14 protein-coding genes and 1 pseudogene are annotated in these 17,110 nt (G+C 74.0%); 7 read left to right on the top strand and 8 right to left on the bottom strand.

The window, feature by feature from the left end:
* Positions 1 to 333 precede the first annotated feature (333 nt).
* The 3 genes and pseudogenes from ACLU3S_RS28705 to ACLU3S_RS28695 all read right to left on the bottom strand — a co-directional run bounded on the left by ACLU3S_RS28705 (position 334) and on the right by ACLU3S_RS28695 (position 2,044).
* On the bottom strand, positions 334 to 726 hold the full coding sequence (locus ACLU3S_RS28705; RefSeq protein ID WP_413954868.1) for a hypothetical protein: 393 nt from the start codon (positions 724 to 726) through the stop codon (positions 334 to 336).
* A gap of 76 nt (positions 727 to 802) precedes the next feature.
* Positions 803 to 1,072 (bottom strand): annotated as a pseudogene (locus tag ACLU3S_RS28700) (LCP family protein); the annotation flags it as partial.
* Between the two features lie 216 nt (positions 1,073 to 1,288).
* The gene (locus ACLU3S_RS28695) at positions 1,289 to 2,044 is read right to left on the bottom strand and encodes a TIGR03089 family protein (RefSeq protein WP_413954867.1); all 756 of its coding nucleotides are present in this window, start codon (positions 2,042 to 2,044) and stop codon (positions 1,289 to 1,291) included.
* Between the two features lie 404 nt (positions 2,045 to 2,448).
* Here ACLU3S_RS28695 and ACLU3S_RS28690 point away from each other — a divergent pair, with 404 nt between their 5' ends.
* On the top strand, positions 2,449 to 3,531 hold the full coding sequence (locus ACLU3S_RS28690) for a sugar phosphate nucleotidyltransferase (protein WP_413954866.1): 1,083 nt from the start codon (positions 2,449 to 2,451) through the stop codon (positions 3,529 to 3,531).
* A gap of 152 nt (positions 3,532 to 3,683) precedes the next feature.
* On the opposite strand, the gene ACLU3S_RS28685 is transcribed toward ACLU3S_RS28690, so the two are convergent.
* From ACLU3S_RS28685 to ACLU3S_RS28670, 4 genes are all read right to left on the bottom strand, one after another.
* A complete protein-coding gene (locus tag ACLU3S_RS28685) occupies positions 3,684 to 4,703 on the bottom strand; it encodes a DNA-3-methyladenine glycosylase family protein (RefSeq protein WP_413954865.1) in 1,020 nt (339 codons plus the stop codon).
* Between the two features lie 130 nt (positions 4,704 to 4,833).
* Entirely contained in the window at positions 4,834 to 6,141 is a 1,308-nt protein-coding gene (locus ACLU3S_RS28680) for a coenzyme F420-0:L-glutamate ligase (RefSeq protein ID WP_413954864.1), read from the bottom strand.
* Positions 6,138 to 7,097 (bottom strand): 2-phospho-L-lactate transferase, encoded by a 960-nt coding sequence (cofD, locus tag ACLU3S_RS28675; RefSeq protein ID WP_413954863.1) that lies wholly within the window; start codon positions 7,095 to 7,097, stop codon positions 6,138 to 6,140. The genes ACLU3S_RS28680 and cofD overlap by 4 nt, the downstream gene beginning before the upstream one ends.
* 72 nt (positions 7,098 to 7,169) lie before the next feature.
* Positions 7,170 to 7,676 carry a cysteine dioxygenase gene (locus tag ACLU3S_RS28670; protein ID WP_413954862.1) on the bottom strand — a complete coding sequence of 169 codons (507 nt, stop codon included), beginning with the start codon at positions 7,674 to 7,676 and terminating at the stop codon, positions 7,170 to 7,172.
* Between the two features lie 626 nt (positions 7,677 to 8,302).
* Between ACLU3S_RS28670 and ACLU3S_RS28665 the strand changes: the two genes are divergently transcribed.
* From ACLU3S_RS28665 to ACLU3S_RS28655, 3 genes are all read left to right on the top strand, one after another.
* Positions 8,303 to 8,566 carry a WhiB family transcriptional regulator gene (locus tag ACLU3S_RS28665; RefSeq protein ID WP_003975777.1) on the top strand — a complete coding sequence of 88 codons (264 nt, stop codon included), beginning with the start codon at positions 8,303 to 8,305 and terminating at the stop codon, positions 8,564 to 8,566.
* 180 nt (positions 8,567 to 8,746) lie between these two features.
* Positions 8,747 to 12,367 (top strand): glycosyltransferase, encoded by a 3,621-nt coding sequence (locus ACLU3S_RS28660; RefSeq protein WP_413954861.1) that lies wholly within the window; start codon positions 8,747 to 8,749, stop codon positions 12,365 to 12,367.
* On the top strand, positions 12,364 to 13,878 hold the full coding sequence (locus ACLU3S_RS28655) for a DUF5719 family protein (protein WP_413954860.1): 1,515 nt from the start codon (positions 12,364 to 12,366) through the stop codon (positions 13,876 to 13,878). Before ACLU3S_RS28660 ends, ACLU3S_RS28655 begins: the two co-directional genes overlap by 4 nt.
* A 90-nt stretch (positions 13,879 to 13,968) precedes the next feature.
* On the opposite strand, the gene ACLU3S_RS28650 is transcribed toward ACLU3S_RS28655, so the two are convergent.
* Entirely contained in the window at positions 13,969 to 14,355 is a 387-nt protein-coding gene (locus ACLU3S_RS28650) for a metallopeptidase family protein (RefSeq protein ID WP_413954859.1), read from the bottom strand.
* Positions 14,356 to 14,707: 352 nt separating this feature from the next.
* Here ACLU3S_RS28650 and ACLU3S_RS28645 point away from each other — a divergent pair, with 352 nt between their 5' ends.
* The 3 genes from ACLU3S_RS28645 (at position 14,708) to ACLU3S_RS28635 (ending at position 16,917) form a co-directional block, all read left to right on the top strand.
* Positions 14,708 to 15,130, top strand: a complete 423-nt coding sequence (locus tag ACLU3S_RS28645) for a DUF3499 domain-containing protein (RefSeq protein WP_413954858.1) — start codon at positions 14,708 to 14,710, stop codon at positions 15,128 to 15,130.
* A gap of 121 nt (positions 15,131 to 15,251) precedes the next feature.
* Positions 15,252 to 16,616 carry a phosphomannomutase/phosphoglucomutase gene (locus tag ACLU3S_RS28640; RefSeq protein WP_413954857.1) on the top strand — a complete coding sequence of 455 codons (1,365 nt, stop codon included), beginning with the start codon at positions 15,252 to 15,254 and terminating at the stop codon, positions 16,614 to 16,616.
* A 130-nt stretch (positions 16,617 to 16,746) separates the two neighbouring features.
* A complete protein-coding gene (locus ACLU3S_RS28635) occupies positions 16,747 to 16,917 on the top strand; it encodes a Trm112 family protein (protein ID WP_141360461.1) in 171 nt (56 codons plus the stop codon).
* The last annotated feature ends 193 nt before the right edge of the window (positions 16,918 to 17,110 follow it).

Below are 17,110 nucleotides of genomic sequence, written 5' to 3'. Positions count from 1 at the left end.
GGGCGGGTCTGCGGGGGCCGGGGACCGCCGACTGCGGCGCGGAAGGAGACAGTCGCAGTTCGTATTCGCCGGTGTTCGGATTGAGTACCCACTGGTCTGCGGGATCGATGTTGTCCGCCCGCCCACGGCCTTGCGCGTCCACGGTTGTCCGAATCCTCCGTCGGGGCCACGCGGCGCCTTCCCCCTCAAGGCGCTCGGGTCACGGTGAAACAGTGCACGGCCCCAGGTCGGACCTCGCGGCCAGGTGCACCGGATCGCTCACACTATCCGCCCAGTTCAGCCTCAAGCGACGCCGGTGACAAATTCCACCTCCCTACAACTGGGCAATCCCGCTCATTTCCCTGAACACGAGTTCGCCGTCTTGGCGTGCTCGCTCCTCACAGGTGTGTGCGGTGGCGGTGTGGCCGCGGAACGTGGGGGCGGGGAGGGCGCCGTCCCGCCGTTCTCCGGCGAGGTTTGCCCCGGGACGTTCTTCGCCACCGCCACCGGCCGGTCCGTGCGCAGCCGTTCGAACAGCTTCCCGGCCTCCGGCTCGACGAGCTGGTCGCGGTCGGCGTCGTGGACGTACGACTCCCTCGGCACCGTCAGGAACCGCATGGCTCCGGTGGGGATGTGGCGCGGTTCCCGCACCGACTGGCGGAGGCCGCGCAGGGTCGCCAGTCCCGGGTCGGTGGTGAGCCAGGAGGCGGCCGCGTCCGGCACCGGGTACAGCCGCACCGGGTTCAAGCAGCACGCCGTTGCTCTTCACCTTGTCGGCGAGCGCGCCGAGGAGGCGCTGCTGACGCTCCATCCGCTCGGTGTCCCTGCCGTCGCCCAGCGGCCTGCGGGCCCACACGTGGCCCAGCGCCTGCTCGCCGTCGAGCGTCACCTCCCCCGCGGGCGGCTTCAGTCCGGCCGCCTTGTCGTCGACGGGCTCCTTCAGGCGGACCTGCACCCCGCCGACGGCGTCGGCCATGTCCCTGAACCCGCTGAAGTCCACGACGACGTGACGGTCGATCCGAAGGTCCGTCAGCTGCTCGACGGCGCGGATCGTGCCCGCCGAACCGCCCACCTGGAAGGCGTGGTTGAGCATCGCGACCACGGGTCGCTGCGGGCGCCGCCCGCCAGCCGGGAATGTCTCCCATCAGGCCCCGGGACCGGGACCCAGGGGGGTACGTGCGGGGTCGGTCACGGCGAGGCACCCCCTCGTGGTGTACGAGCGTCGCGTCCTGCTCCTGCGACCCTGGCGGGCAGCCGGAAGGGGAGGCGCCCTGTGCTGCGCCGAACCAGGGACCTGCCCGGCCCCGGCTCAGCGCCGGACCGCGGTCACCCGCTCCGCCTCGATCCGCTTGGCGAGCGCCTCCTCGTCCAGCCGGTCCAGATGCCGGCAGAGCACCACGGAACCGCCGGTGGCCAGCGGCGAGTACAGCCCCGCGCTGAGCCCCTGCCAGGTGTCGTAGGGCAACGCGGACAGGATCCGGGAGCCCGGCCCGGTCAGGTCCAGCGACGGCGCCTCGGCCTCCGCCCGCTCGACCACCTCCGCCGCGCTGAACTCCCGCCCGGCCACGATGAGGCCCGGGTCCTCCGCGTCCACGGGCGCGAACGGCGCGAACCGGTCGCCCTGGCCGGGGACTTCCGCCGCGTAGTCGACGAACCCGTCCGGCGTCCGCGGGAACCGCCCGCCGAGCGGCCGCAGCGCCAGCGCGACCCGCTCGCCCCGGCACGCCCGCGCCGCCTCCAGGCCGTCCGGGCCGCTGACGACCACGTCGGCCGCCGCCGGATCGCCGGCCACGTCCGCGACCGCGCCCACCGCCGAACAGGCCAGCAGCCACACCGCGGTCTGCCAGTGCGCGGGCAGCAGCAGCGCCACCCGGTCGCCGGGGCCGGCGGAGAGGTCGCCCTGCAGGAGGTTCGCGGTCTTGGCCACCCAGTTGGCGAAGGTGGCCACGGACAGTTCGACGCGTTCGCCCGTGGCGTCGTCGTAGAAGGTCACCAGCGGACGGCCGGGGTCCCCGGCGAGCGCGGAAGTCAGCAGGTCGAAAGGGGTGCGATCGGTGGCGTTCACCCGGAACAGAGTACGCGCGGGCGAGTGCGCGCACGGGACGGCGCCGGGCGGTGCGGCCCGGACCCCCCCTACCAGGGCCGCCGGCGCGACGCGGCCGATGCGCGGCAAAAGACATATCCGACGCCGGGTGGTGGCAATCTCTCCCCAAGGGGAAGAACGTACGACTGAACGCGATCTCCGGTCATCGGTACGGGTACGGCACCGAGTGCGCCGAAGGCCGGGAGCGCGTTCAGCGCCGTCGGGGCGCGCCGACCTCATGCCGACTTCACACCGATCTCACACCGATCTCGAGCCAAACCGCGCCGTCTTCGAAGGCGCCGTCGTTACGGTCTGCATACACTGACCGGCCGATACGGGTAGTAACGAGTGGTTCGGCCGGTCCCGGCAGGAAGCAGAGACGACAGGTGACAGAAGCGATCCTCCTGGTCGGTGGCAAAGGCACGCGGCTGCGCCCGCTCACGGTGCACACTCCCAAGCCCATGGTGCGGGCCGCCGGGGTGCCGTTCCTCACCCATCAGCTCGCCAGGGCGAAGGCGGCCGGCGTCGAGCACATCGTCCTCGCCACCAGCTATCTGGCCGAGGTCTTCGAGCCGTACTTCGGTGACGGCTCCGGGATGGGCCTGCACATCGAGTACGTCACCGAGAAGGAGCCCCTCGGCACGGGCGGGGCGATCCGCAACGTCGCCTCCCGGCTGCACTCCGGCCCCGACGAGCCGGTGCTGATCTTCAACGGCGACATCCTGACCGGCCTGGACATCAGGGCCCTGGTCGACACGCACCGGTCGACGGGCGCGGACGTCTCCCTGCACCTGACGAAGGTGACCGACCCGCGCGCCTACGGCCTGGTCCCCACGGACGAGACGGGCCGGGTCCTGGCCTTCCTGGAGAAGCCGCAGACCCCCGAGGAGATCGTCACCGACCAGATCAACGCCGGGGCCTACGTCTTCCGCCGCTCGCTCATCGACACGATCCCGGCGGGCAGGCCGGTCTCCGTCGAGCGCGAGACGTTCCCCCAACTGCTGGCGGCCGGCGCCCATCTGCAGGGCATGGTCGACTCCACGTACTGGCTGGACCTCGGCACGCCCGCGGCCTTCGTGCGCGGCTCGGCCGACCTGGTCCTCGGCCGCGCCCCGTCCCCTGCCGTCCCCGGCCGCTGCGGCGACCGGCTCGTCCTTCCCACGGCCACGGTGGCGCCGGACGCGAAGCTGACGGGCGGCACCGTGGTCGGCGAGGGGGCGCACGTGGCCGAGGGCGCCCGGGTCGACGGCTCGGCCATCCTGCCCGGCGCCGTCATCGAACCCGGCGCCGTCATCACCGACTCCCTCATCGGCACCCGCGCCCGCGTCGGCGAGCGCTCGGTCCTCACCGGCGCGGTCGTCGGCGACGGCGCGATCGTGGGCGCCGACAACGAGTTCTGCGAGGGTGCCCGCGTGTGGTGCGACGCGCGCATTCCCGCGGGCGCGGTGCGGTTCTCCTCCGACGAGTAGCCGTGTGGGCCGGCAGGGGCGCCGTCCACGCGGGCCGCGCCCCGGGGCCCAAGTGCCCTGGTTCTGGCGGTGGGTCGTCGTGCGCGGGTGTGGTGCGGTGGTTCGCGCGGTGCCTTTGCGCGGCGGCATCGCCGGCCGCCCGGTTCAGCGGCTCACAGCAACCCGATGTCCACCCGGGGCATCTTCGGCGCCCGCCGGGCCGGCACCTTCCCGCTGAGCAGGATCAGCCGGGCCGCCCGATGCCGCTGCCCGGCGTACGGTTCCAGCAGGCGCAGCATCTCCGCGTCGTCCGCGTGGCGGTCCCCCGCCAACGCCCAGCCCACGATCCCCGGCAGGTGCAGATCCCCGACCGTCACCGCGTCGGCCGCGCCGTGGCTGCGCTGCACCACCTCCGCCGACGTCCACGGCCCCACCCCCGGCACGAGCTCCAGCCGCGCCTGAGCCTCCGGCGCGTCCAACCCCACCGCCTGCTCCAGCCGCGCGGCGACCCGCACCGCCCGCAGAATCGTGGACGCCCGCTTGTCGTCGACCCCGGCCCGGTGCCACTCCCAGGAGGGAATCAGCGCCCAGGTGCGTGGCGCGGGCATCACGAACATCGGGCGCTCGCCCAGCCCCGCCGGTCCCGGCGCCGGTTCCCCGAACCTCCGCACGAGCAGCCGCCAGGCCCGGTACGCCTCGTCGGTCGTGACCTTCTGCTCCAGCACCGACGGGATCAGGGACTCCAGCACCAACCCGGTACGGGTCAACCGCAGCCCGGGCCGCCGGTGCCGCGCCAGCGCCACCAGCCGGTGCCGGGGCACGAACGCGTCCGGGTCGTCGGCCGCGCCGAGCAGCTCGGGCAGCTGGTCGAGCAGCCACCCCGCACCCGGGCCCCACGCCTCGCCGAGCACCTCGCCGCCGTACGCGCGCACCCGCAGCGTGCCCGGTCCGGCGGGCGTGCGGGCGGCCCGCCACACCGAGCCGTCCGCGGTGGCCCGGAACGTCGGGTCGGCGGGCCCCCGTCTGAGCGGTCCGAGCACCAGCCCGAGGTCGAGCGGCCCCTGGGGCACCCACCGCCGTACCCGGGCGGGAGCCGAGGCCTGCCGCGGTATCCCGGCGGCAGCTGCGGGTACGCCGGCATGGCCGCCGCGCACGGTCGTACGCGTGGGGCGCTGAGCGAAACGTCCTGCCACGATCCAGGTCCTCGGGAAGCCGGTGCCGTGCTACGAGACTAGGCGGTGTCCGAGGTGACGCACGGCACTTCGGCTCATCCGCACCGCGTACACCGCTCCCTTCACCGCACCTCGGTCCACCGCGCCCGGTTCACCGCACCTCCATGAACGCCGCCGCGTCCCGCTCGCCCCGGGGGCCGGGCTGCTGCGCCGGATGGCCGATCGCCACGGCGCCCATGGGGTCCCACTCCGCGGGCAGCCCGAGCGTCTCGCGGACCACGTCCCGGCAGAACATCGTCGACGACACCCAGGCCGAGCCCAGTTGCTCCCCGGCCAGCGCGACCAGGAAGTTCTGCACGCCCGCGCCCATCGCGACGACGAACATCTCCCGCTCGGCGCCGTCCCGCCGCGCGTCCCCGTAGTGGTGCGAGCCGTCCATGACGAGGCACGGCACCACCAGGTAGGGGGCGTTGCGCAGGACGTCCCCGCGGCGCACCCGCTTGGCGATGGACTCCTCGCTCTTGCCGTCCCGGCGCAGATCGGCGACCCAGGCGTCGCGCATCGCGTCCAGGAGCCGTCTCCTGGACTCCTCGGACTCCAGCAGCACGAACCGCCAGGGGGTGGTGTGGTGCGGGGCCGGCGCCGTGACGGCCGCCGCCACCGCGCGCCGCACCGAGCCGGGGTCCACCGGGTCGTCGGTGAAGGCGCGTACGGTACGCCGCTGGGTCACGGCCTCCCGTACGGCCTCGGAGGTGCCGAGCCGGAACATGTCGCTGCCCGCGTCGCGCACCAGCGCCCGCGCGCCCGCGCCGCCCTCCCGGTCCACCACGTGGGCAAGTCCCCGCACCACCGCGACCGGCCGGCCCGCCGCCTTGCCTTTGACCAGGTCACCGGCCGCGGCCAGCTCGTCCGCCGTGGCCACGACGGTGGCGCCGAGCGGATTGCCGTGCGCGTCCGTACCGCCGCGCAGATCGTCCAGCACCCGGATGCCGGCCGCGCCGATCGCCACGTCCGTGAGCCCGGCGCGCCAGGGGCGCCCGAAGGTGTCGGTGACGACGACACCGACGTCGACGCCGAGGGCGTCGCGCAGGCCGTCGCGGATCGCGCGTGCGGACGCGTCCGGGTCCTCGGGCAGCAACAGCACGGTCCCGGCGGGGGTGTTGGAGGCGTCCACCCCGGCGGCGGCCATGACCAGCCCCTGCCGGTTCTCGACGATGCGCAGGGCGCCGCGCCGGGCGACGACGCGCACGGTCTCGGCGTCGATGGCGGCCTCCCGGTCGGTGGCCTCCACGATCCGGCCCTCGGCCTTGGAGACGATCTTGGAGGTGACGAGCACCACGTCCCCGTCGACCAGGGCCGGCTCGGCGGCGGCGATCAGCTTGGCCAGGTCGTCGCCCCGCTGCACCTCGGGGATGCCGGAGGGGGCCCAGACCCGGTACTCCGGGCGCTCGCCGGTCACGCTCCCCGCACCTCCTCGGCCAGCCCCAGCGCCTCCCGCGCCATCTGCGCGGCCGCGTCGACGTCGGTCATCATCAGCGGCACGGCACGGCAGCGGATGCCGTCGGCCTCGACCCGCTCGACCGCGCCCGCGTCCACGGTGTCGACCAGCCAGCCGTCCAGCAGTCCCGAGCCGTAGTGCTCGGCGACCGCGGCGGCCGTGGACTCCACGCCGACCGCGGCGAGCACCTTGTCGGCCATCCCGCGCACCGGCGCGTCCCCGACGATGGGGGACAGCCCGACCACCGGCACGCCCGCCTCCGCGATGGCCTCCCGGATGCCGGGGACGGCGAGGATCGTGCCGATGGACACGATCGGGTTGGAGGGAGGGAAGAGGATGACGTCCGCCGCGGCGATCGACTCCAGGACGCCCGGCGCCGGCTTGGCCTGCTCGGCGCCGACCGGCACGATCGCCTGCGCCGGGACCGAGGCCCGCAGTCTCACCCAGTACTCCTGGAAGTGGATCGCCCTGCGCTCGCCGTCGAGCTCCACGGCGACATGCGTCTCGATGCGGTCGTCGCTCATCGGGATCAGCTTCACGCCCGGCTTCCAGCGGTCGCACAGCGCCTCGGTCACCGCGCTGAGCGGATACCCGGCGCCCAGCATCTGCGTCCGCACGATGTGGGTGGCGAAGTCCCGGTCGCCGAGCCCGAACCACTCCGGTCCCACCCCGTAGGCCGCCAGTTCCTCCTTGAGGTGGAAGGTCTCGTCGGCCCGTCCCCAGCCCTGCTCCTCGTTGATGCCGCCGCCGAGCGTGTACATCACCGTGTCCAGGTCCGGGCAGACCTTCAGCCCGAACAGGTGGATGTCGTCGCCGGTGTTGCCGATCACCGTGACGTCCGCGTCCGGCACGGCCCGCTTCAGGCCGCGCAGGAACCGGGCACCGCCGATGCCGCCTGCCAGAACCACAATGCGCATGGTGCCCAGTCTTGCAGGCGGGTGCGACAACGCGTCGGCCAGCCGGGCGCTCGGGCGGGGGCAGCGGGGGCGTCAGGCGCGCACCGCAGGCGGCTCGGTGCGCGCCTCGCAGTGCGGCGAGGCGTGCATCGGCATCTCGGTCAGGCCCGGGTAATACACGTGCAGGCTGACGGCCGGCTCCAGGGAGTCGTTGACGACCTCGTGCACGTAGCCCGGCGCGAAGACCCGCTGCGCGCCGGGGGCCAGCGCGCGCGTGGCGCGCCGGGCGCGCTCGGTGAGGGTGCCTTCCAGGACGGTGAGCACGCCGGCGGAGCGGCCGTGGTCGTGGAGCCCGCTGCCCTGGCCCGGCACCCACGACAGCAGCCACACCTCGTAGCCGGGGCCGGTGCGCAGCCGGTGGTACCAGCGGGTGGTGGCGTCGTAGCGCACGAGGTGCGCCCACTGGGAGCGGTCGGCGGCCACGGCGCGGGCGAGGCCCACGAACTCGGCGACGGTGGCCGGGTGCTCGCGCGGCGGCTGGAGCAGGTGCGGGACTTCGAGGATGTCGCCTGCGATCTGGAGGTCGTTGTCGCTGTTCATCGGGGTGTGCTGTTCCTCGGCGGAGGTGTGGGCCCTGGGGGAGGGTTCTGCAAGGAGGGAACGGCCGAGCCGCGAGAGGTGACTCGGCGACAACTGGAGCGAAGGAGGAGGCTCAACAGCCGAAACAGCAACAACAGCTGCAGCGCGCCCGGGCAGCACCGTGGGACCCGGCGGTGCGGGTCGAGGTGAGCGCCAAGTTCGCGAGCATGCCCCTTAGGACATCGGTTCACACCCGCACTGTCAACTCGACGCCCGGATTGTGGGACAGGGTTCACCTCATCCGGTTCATCTGTCAGGTGAAAGGTTTGCTCACCCGGGGGGCGGGACACATGGGGCACATCCGAGCGCTCAAGCCTCGCGGGAACGCGATCGAACGCCAGGGCGTCCTTCTCCGTACAGAGATTCGTACGGGTCCGACACCGGTGGGGCTCTCGTCTGCGTGTCAGGGTTTATGACGATTTGAACACTTTCCGCACGGGCTTGGTTCCCCAGAGTGAATAACGGGCCCAATAGCAGATCTCGGCTTGACTCGCCCGGAGCAGCACACTTGTAATTTCACTCGTGTCGTTCAGCCGAAATCGGTAACGGCTACGCACGGGGACGCGAAAGACAGACGAGGGGCGCACATGACCGAGCTGGTGCAGCAACTGCTGGTCGACGACGCGGACGAGGAACTCGGCTGGCAGGAGCGCGCGCTGTGCGCCCAGACCGACCCCGAGTCCTTCTTTCCCGAGAAGGGCGGCTCCACCAGAGAGGCGAAGAAGGTCTGCCTCGCCTGTGAGGTCCGCTCCGAGTGCCTCGAGTACGCCCTCGCCAACGACGAGCGCTTCGGAATCTGGGGCGGCCTGTCCGAGCGGGAGCGCCGCCGCCTGAAGAAGGCCGCCGTCTGACACGCGTACACACACAAACTACGCGAACGGCCCGTCGCGTGTGGGTTATCCACAGGCGGCGGGCCGTCGTCATGGGCAGCCGATAGTGTGGGCGCTCGTCCGAGACGCCCCGCCGTCCCCCCGGCCCCCGAGGAGACGCAGGCGTCCACCGCAGTCCATCGAACCGGGGCCCGTACCTCGATGTCCGTGCACAGCCATACGGCAGCCCAAGACTCCGCTGCCACACCCGAGTTCCCGCGTCATGTGGTGACCGCAGTCCTCGTCTCCCACGACGGCGCCCGCTGGCTGCCCGACGCGCTCGCCGGGCTGCTCGGCCAGGAGCGCCCCGTCCAGTACGCGGTGGCCGCCGACACCGGCAGCGCCGACGACTCCGCCCAGCTGCTCTCCGAAGCGCTCGGCGACGCCAACGTGCTGCACCTCGCGCGCCGCACGGGCTTCGGCCAGGCCGTCGAGGAGGCGAGCCGCACCGCGCCCGTCCTCACCCCGGACGACCTGCCGTACCTCAAGCGCCCCAGCGGCTGGGACCCCGTCACGCGCACCTGGCGCGACGACGCCTACGACCTGCCCGAACTGCCGCACGGCGAGCCCGTCCAGTGGCTCTGGCTGCTGCACGACGACTGCGCGCCCGCACCCGACGCCCTCGCCCAGCTGCTGCGCGTCGTCGACAACGAACTCGAACTGGGCCGGGACGACGTGGCGGTCGTCGGCCCCAAGCTGCGCGGCTGGTACGACCGCCGGCAACTGCTGGAGGTCGGCGTCTCCATCGCCAACTCCGGCCGCCGCTGGACCGGCCTGGAGCGCCGCGAACAGGACCAGGGCCAGCACGACCACGTGCGCACCGTGCTGTCCGTCTCCACCGCCGGCATGCTCGTCCGCCGCGACGTATTCGAGCAGCTCGGCGGCTTCGACCGCCGGCTGCCCCTGATGCGCGACGACGTCGACCTGTGCTGGCGCGCCCACACCGCCGGCCACCGCGTCCTGATCGCCCCGGACGCGGTCGTGCGGCACGCGGAGGCCGCCTCCCGCGAGCGGCGCACCGTCGACTGCGTGGGCCGCACCGCCGCGTCCCCGCACAAGGTCGACAAGGCCGGCGCCGTCTACACGCTGCTCGCCAACACCCGTACCGCCGCCCTGCCCTGGGTGATGCTGCGCCTCGTCCTCGGCACCCTGCTCAGGACCGTCGCCTACCTCGTCGGCAAGGTCCCCGGACAGGCCGTCGACGAGATCCGCGGCCTGCTGGGCGTCCTGCTGCGCCCCGAGCGGATCGTCGCCGCCCGACGCCGCCGCGGCGCCCCGCAGATCGACAAGGACGAACTGCGCCGGCTCTTCCCGGCGCCCGGCGCCACCGTCCGGGCCACCGTCGAGCAGGTCGCCGCGAACTTCACCCGAGGCTCCGACAGCGACATCTCCTCGGCCGGCCGGCACGGCGGCGCCGTCGAGTCCGGCCCCGGCGGCGACGACGCCGACTTCCTGGAGGTCGAGCAGTTCGCCCGGCTCAAGCGGATCGCCCGCAGGCCCGGCCCGGTGCTCTTCCTCGCCCTGCTGCTCATCTCCCTGATCGCCTGCCGCGCCCTGCTCGGCGGGGGTGCGCTCGGCGGCGGCGCCCTGCTGCCCGCCCCGGCCGGCGCCGGCGACCTGTGGTCCCGCTTCGCGGACCTGTGGCACCCGGTGGGCGCCGGCGGCACCCCGTCCGCCCCGCCCTACCTCGCCGTCGTCGCGACCTTCGCCACACTCCTGTTCGGCTCGACCGGGCTCGCGGTGACCGTCCTGCTGGTCGGCTCGGTGCCCCTCGCCGGGTTCACCGCCTACTTCGCCTCCCGGCCCCTGGTCACCTCCCGGCTGCTGCGCGCCTGGGCGGCCATCGCCTACGCCTTCCTGCCCGCCACCACCGGCGCCCTGGCCGGCGGCCGCATCGGCACCGCCGTCCTCGCCGTGCTGCTGCCGCTCATCGCGCGCGCGGGCGTCGCCGCGAGCGGCCTCACCAGCCGCACCGGCGCCCGTGGCAGCTGGCGCGCCACCTGGGCGTACGCGCTGCTGCTGACCATCACCACCGCCTTCACGCCCATCGTCTGGCCCATCGCGCTCCTCCTCGGCGTCGGCGTGCTCGTGGTGCGCCGCTCCGACCTCGTCGCGCACGGCCTGCGCCTCCTCGCGCAGCTCGGCACCCCGCTGCTGGTCCTCGCCCCCTGGTCGCTGACCCTGCTCCCGGCCGGCTTCTTCACGGAAGCGGGCCTGAAGTACGGCCCCTCGGCCGCCTCCGCGCTCGACCTGCTCGGCGCCAGCCCGGGCGGCCCCGGCACCGTGCACGGCCTGATGCTCATCGGCGTCGTGCTCGCCGCCCTCGCCGCACTGCTGCGCTCCGAACGGAAGTTGGGCATCCGCACCGCCTGGGCCGTCGCCCTGGTGGGCCTCGTCTTCGCCGTCCTGTCCAACAGGTCGGCCTGGGCCGGACCGGCCACCCTCGTCTACGGCATCGCCCTGCTGGCCGCCGCGGCCCTCGGCGCCGACGGCGCACGCGCGCGCGTGGCCGAGCAGAGCTTCGGCTGGCGCCAGCCCGTCGCCGCGCTGATCGCCTTCGCCTCCGTCGCGGGTCCGCTGCTCGTCGCCGCCGGCTGGATGATCCGCGGCGCCGACGGGCCCCTGGAGCGCCGCGATCCCACCCAGGTGCCCGCGTTCGTCGCCGAGGACTCCACCACCGGCGACCGCGCCCGCACCCTGGTCCTCGACAGCGACTCCACGGCACGCGTGCGCTACAGCCTGGTCCGCGGCTCCGGCGCCCGCATGGGGGACGCCGAACTGGCCGCCGTGGACGGCGAGAACGCACGGCTCGACAAGGTCGTCGCCAACCTCGTCGCCGGCTCCGGCGCCGACCAGGCCGACGAACTCGGCGGCTTCGCCGTGCGCTACGTCCTCGTCCACAAGGGCGCGCCCCGCGACCTCACCCGAGTCCTCGACGCCACGCCCGGCCTGAGCCGGCTCAGCCAGCAGGACGGCAGCGCCCTGTGGCGCGTCGACCAGGAGGTCTCCCGCGCCGCCATCGTGGCCGCCGGCGGCTCCGGCACCGCCCGGCCGGTGAGCGCCGGACCGGTCGACATCCACACCACGATCCCGTCCGGCTCCGACGGCCGCGTGCTGCGCCTGGCCGACAGCGCCTCCGCCGGCTGGACGGCCACCCTCGACGGCAGGCCCCTCACCCGCACCACGGTCGACGGCTGGGCCCAGGGCTTCCAACTCCCCGCATCCGGGGGCCGCCTGGACGTCACCTACGAGGCGCCGATCACCCACACCGCCTGGCTGTGGGCGCAGGGCGCGCTCGCCGTCGTGCTCGTCGTCCTCGCCCTGCCCGGGCGCCGCCGCGACGTCGACGACGACCTCCCCGAGGAGCAGCCGCTGCCCGCCCAGGCCACCGCCGGCGAGGGCCGCCGCGCCCGCCGCCTGCGGGCCCAGGCCGAGGAAGGCGCCGGCGAGGGACAGCCCGACGCGCCGCCGGCCCCGGAGGCGCCCGACGCCGCGGTCCCGCACCAGCAGTCGTACGACGAGTGGGACGCGGCCTCCTACCCGGACGCCCAGTACGCCGGCTACGGCACCGACCCGTACCAGGCGGCCGGCTACGACCAGCAGGCGTACCAGGCCGACCCGTACCAGACGGCCCCGTACGACCCGTACGCCTACGGCGGCACGGCCGACCAGATGCCGTACGACCCGGCGGCCTACCAGCAGCAGGTCTACGACCCGGCGTACGACCCCGCCCAGTACCCCCACGGCACCGGCAGCGAGCGCCCCGACGGGAGCCAGCAGTGAACCGCACGACCCTGTCCCTGTTCGCCTGCGCCACCGCGCTGGCCGCCGTCACGGCGTTCGCCGCGCTCGACACCCCCCCGGCGTCCGGCACGGCCCCCGAGGCGGCCGCGCAACTGCCCGTGCAGCGCACCAGCCTGCTGTGCCCGGCGCCGAGCATCTCGGACATCGCCGAGACGTCGTACACGTCGTTCACGCCCGTCACCAAGGACACCCCGAACAGCGGCAGGGCCCAACTCCAGTCGGCCGCCGAGGACTCGGCGGACGGCACGGGCGGCACCCAGCAGGCCAAGGGGGGCAAGGGCGGCAAGAAGAAGGCCGACCGGCCGGTGCTCACCCCGAAGGCGCCCGGCACGCCGGTCACCGGCGACACCTCCGGTTCCGACGCGCCCGCGCTCGTCGGCACCGCCGACGGCAGGTTCGCGCCCGGCTGGACCGTCCAGGAGACCACCGAGGTGGCCGCCGGCACCGGCCGCGGCCTGCAGGGCGTCACCTGCACGCCCGCGGACACCGAATTCTGGTTCCCGGGCGCCAGCACGGCCGCCGGCCGCACCGACTACGTGCACCTGACCAACCCCGACGACTCCGCCGCGGTCGTCGACGTCGAGCTGTACGGCAAGGACGGCGCGCTGAAGTCGCCGCTGGGGGAGGACCTCACGGTGGGGCCCCACGAGAGCAAGCCGATCCTGCTGTCCACGCTCACCGACCAGCAGCAGAACGACCTGACGGTGCACGTCAGCGTGCGCAGCGGGCGGGTCGGCGCGGCCGTGCAGGCGCTGGACGACAAGACGGGCGGCGACTGGCTGGCTGCGGCCGCGGACCCGGCCGGCAGCCTGGTCCTGCCCGGCATCCCCAAGGACGCCACCGATGTCCGCCTGATCGCCTTCACGCCCGGCGACACCGACGCCGACCTCAAGATCCGCCTGGCCTCGCCCGACGGCCTGATCACCCCGGCGGGGAACGAGACCCTGCACGTGAAGTCCGGCATGACCACCACGACCGACCTCGGCGCGGTGACCCGGGGCGAGGCCGGCTCCCTGGTCCTCACCCCCACCGACCAGACGGTCCCTGTCGTCGCAGCGCTGCGCGTGGTCCGGGGCAAGGGCGCGAACCAGGAGACGGCCTTCATCCCGGCCACCGCCCCCGTCGGCACGCGCGCGACATCGGCCGACAACAGCGCCAAGGGCACGACGCTGGCCCTGACGGCACCGACCACCACGGCCCGCGTCAAGGTCACCGCCTCGGCGGGCAGCGACGGCGGCTCGGCGGTGTCGAAGACCTACACGATCAAGTCCGGCACCACCCAGAACGTCGACGCCCCGGTCCCGGCCGGCCTGAAGGGCACCTACGCCCTCACGGTCGAGCCCCTCTCCGGCGGCCCCGTCTACGCCTCCCGCACCCTGACGGCCACCGAAGGCGGCGTCCCCGGCTTCACCGTCCAGACCCTCCCCAACGACCGAGGCCTGGTCGCGGTACCGCAGACGGACGAGGACCTGTCGATACTCCAGAAGTGACACGGCCCGGGGCAGTCGTGCCGCGCACCTGCCGGCACGACCCCCGCGCCGCAGCACCGAGCCACGGCGCGGGGCGCCGCAAGCCCTGCGCTACTCCTCCCCGTACCGCGGATCCACGGTCTCCGGAGTCAGCCCCAGCAACTCGGCCACCTGCTCCACGACCACCTCGTGCACCAGCGCCGCCCGCTCGTCCCGGCCCTTGGTCCGGATCTCCACCGGCCGCCGGTACACGACCACGCGCGCCCGCCGCCCGTCCCGCGCCGGGATGATCCCCCCGAGGGGCACGGACTCGTCGTCCCACATCGCCGGCTCGCCGCGCCCCTCCAGCCGCGGCACCTCCAGCACGAGGAAGTCGATGTCGGCCAGCTGCGGCCACCGTCGCTCGAGCCGGTCCACGGAGTCCTGCACCAGGTCCGCGAACACCTCGGCACGGCTGGCCGCCAGCGGCACCTGGGGCGGTGCGATCGGCCCCCGCATCCCCCGCCCGTGACGATCACGGCGACGGGGCCCGGGGCCGGCGGTACGGGGCGGTACACGGTTGTCCATCACTGGTGAAGCGTAGTCCCCGGCCGCCCCGCCCGCCCGGCCCCACGCGCCGACCGTCCGGCGACAACCTGCTGTCGCAGGATGACCGTTCCAGCCAAGGTCCGGCTCGTTTCCGTACCCGTCCACGACCGCCAAACTCAAGGCAATTGACGGTGTTTGTATCGAGTCATGACCGGATAGAGTCCCGCCCAGGACCCGCCGGAACCTCGTCCGCGCAGGTCAGCAAGGCCTGTCCGTAGGGGTCTGTGGGGCGTTTCACAACACGACACGGTGGGGTGACCTGGTGGAGAGTCGTCGCGGCCCGCTCAAGAGTGCGGTACCGTCCAACGTCGTGAGCCCTGTACGTCGCTGTTCGCGCACCGCGTGCGGCCGACCCGCCGTCGCGACGCTGACGTACGTCTACGCCGACTCGACCGCGGTCCTCGGCCCGCTCGCCACCTACGCCGAACCGCACTGCTACGACCTGTGCGCCGAGCACTCCGAGCGCCTCACCGCCCCACGCGGCTGGGAGGTCGTCCGCCTGCTCGACGGCTCGGCGCCCGCGCGCCCCAGCGGAGACGATCTGGAGGCGCTGGCCAACGCCGTGCGCGAGGCGGCCCGCCCCCAGCAGCGCGCGGCCCAGGCGGGCGGCGGAGGGCGTTCGGCGGATCCCATGGAGGTGGCCCGCCGCGGGCACCTGCGGGTCCTGCGCTCCCCCGACAACTGAGCCGGCCCCCGTACCCCGGCCCTCTCCCGGTCCGACCGCGCCCCCCGGGTGTCCGCACACCGCCCCCTTACCCCGGACGGGTAGTTTGTGGGCACCCAGAGGACTTTCAGGAGGGTTGGCCGTGAGCGCTGATCTGTCGCAGATCGTGAAGGCATACGACGTCCGCGGAGTGGTTCCGGACCAGTGGGACGAGTCGCTGGCCGGGCTCTTCGGCGCCGCCTTCGCGGAGGTGACGGGTGCGGCTGCGATCGTCGTCGGCCACGACATGCGGCCCTCTTCCCCCGGCCTCAGCCGCGCCTTCGCGCGCGGTGCGGCGGACCGCGGCGTGGACGTGACCGAGATCGGCCTGTGCTCCACGGACCAGCTGTACTACGCCTCGGGCGCGCTGGACCTGCCGGGCGCGATGTTCACCGCCTCGCACAACCCGGCCCAGTACAACGGCATCAAGCTGTGCCGCGCGGGCGCCGCCCCGGTCGGCCAGGACACCGGCCTCGCGCAGATCCGCGAACTGGTCGAGCGCTGGCTGGAGTCGGGCGCCCCCGAGCCGGTCGGCGAGCCGGGAACCCTGACCTCCCGCGAGACGTTGGAGGACTACGCGGCGCACCTGCGCTCCCTGGTCGACCTGACCGCCGTCCGCCCCCTGAAGGTCGTGGTCGACGCCGGCAACGGCATGGGCGGCCACACGGTCCCCACGGTCTTCGCCGGCCTGCCCCTGACCCTCGTCCCGATGTACTTCGAACTGGACGGCACCTTCCCGAACCACGAGGCCAACCCGCTCGACCCGGCCAACCTCGTGGACCTGCAGAAGCGGGTCCCGGCGGAGGGCGCCGACCTCGGCATCGCCTTCGACGGCGACGCCGACCGCTGCTTCGTCGTGGACGAGAACGGCGCCCCGGTCTCCCCGTCCGCGATCACCGCCCTGGTCGCCGCCCGTGAACTGGCCCGCCACGGCTCACAGGGCACGATCATCCACAACCTGATCACCTCCCGCACCGTCCCGGAGGTCGTCCGGGAGAACGGCGGCACCCCGGTGCGCACCCGCGTCGGCCACTCCTTCATCAAGGCGGAGATGGCCCGCAGCGGCGCGATCTTCGGCGGCGAGCACTCCGCCCACTACTACTTCAAGGACTTCTGGAACGCCGACACGGGCATGCTGGCCGCCCTGCACGTCCTCGCCGCCCTCGGCGGCCAGGAGGGCCCGCTGTCCGCACTGGTCGCCCAGTACGACCGCTACGCGGCCTCCGGCGAGATCAACTCCACCGTCACCGACCAGGCCGCGCGCCTCGCCGCGATCCGCGCCGCGTACGAGGGCCGCGCCGGCGTCACCCTGGACGACCTCGACGGCCTCACCGTCGCCGCCGCCGACTGGTGGTTCAACGTCCGCCCCTCCAACACCGAGCCCCTCCTGCGGCTGAACGCGGAGGCGAAGGACGAGGCGACGATGACCAGGGTCAGGGACGAGGCCCTGGCGATCATCAGGGCCTGACGCCGCGGCCCGGGGCCGCGGGCCGCGCAGCCCCCGGCCGGTCCCCGCGGCCCGGCCCGGCCCGTCCACCAGCGGTACGCTGACCAGGCACGACCACAGACCACCGACCCGCCCTCGAAGGGACACCCCCATGCCGCTCGAAGCCGGCCTCCTGGAGATCCTCGCCTGCCCGGCCTGCCACGCGCCCCTCAAGGAGCAGGACACCGAGCTGGTCTGCACCGGCCAGGACTGCGGCCTCGCCTACCCCGTCCGCGACGGCATCCCGGTCCTGCTCGTGGACGAGGCCCGCCGCCCCGCGTAACCACAGGCCACCACAGGGCGCCCCACCCCGCGGCGCGCCCCCGCACAGCACCCCGGCGATCGGAGGCTGCCGCCCATGCTGGACGAATCGCTGCTCGACACCCCGCAAGGCCTCGCCGAGGCCGACCGCCGAGGCCTGCTGCGCGGCGCCGCGGAGGCCGGCGCCCGCGTCCGCACCGCCGCCCGGCTGGCCA

This window comes from Streptomyces sp. AF1A (genome assembly GCF_047340315.1).
In the GTDB taxonomy this organism is placed as follows: domain Bacteria; phylum Actinomycetota; class Actinomycetes; order Streptomycetales; family Streptomycetaceae; genus Streptomyces.
This window is presented reverse-complemented; position numbering and strand designations above follow the sequence as displayed.

Excerpts from the sequence above, each read along its gene's own strand:
- cofD (WP_413954863.1), bottom strand. The coding sequence starts at position 7,097 with ATGCGCATTGTGGTTCTGGCAGGCGGCATCGGCGGTGCCCGGTTCCTG.
- ACLU3S_RS28670 (WP_413954862.1), bottom strand. The coding sequence starts at position 7,676 with ATGAACAGCGACAACGACCTCCAGATCGCAGGCGACATCCTCGAAGTC.
- ACLU3S_RS28665 (WP_003975777.1), top strand. The coding sequence starts at position 8,303 with ATGACCGAGCTGGTGCAGCAACTGCTGGTCGACGACGCGGACGAGGAA.
- ACLU3S_RS28660 (WP_413954861.1), top strand. The coding sequence starts at position 8,747 with ATGTCCGTGCACAGCCATACGGCAGCCCAAGACTCCGCTGCCACACCC.
- ACLU3S_RS28650 (WP_413954859.1), bottom strand. The coding sequence starts at position 14,355 with ATGCGGGGGCCGATCGCACCGCCCCAGGTGCCGCTGGCGGCCAGCCGT.
- ACLU3S_RS28635 (WP_141360461.1), top strand. The coding sequence starts at position 16,747 with ATGCCGCTCGAAGCCGGCCTCCTGGAGATCCTCGCCTGCCCGGCCTGC.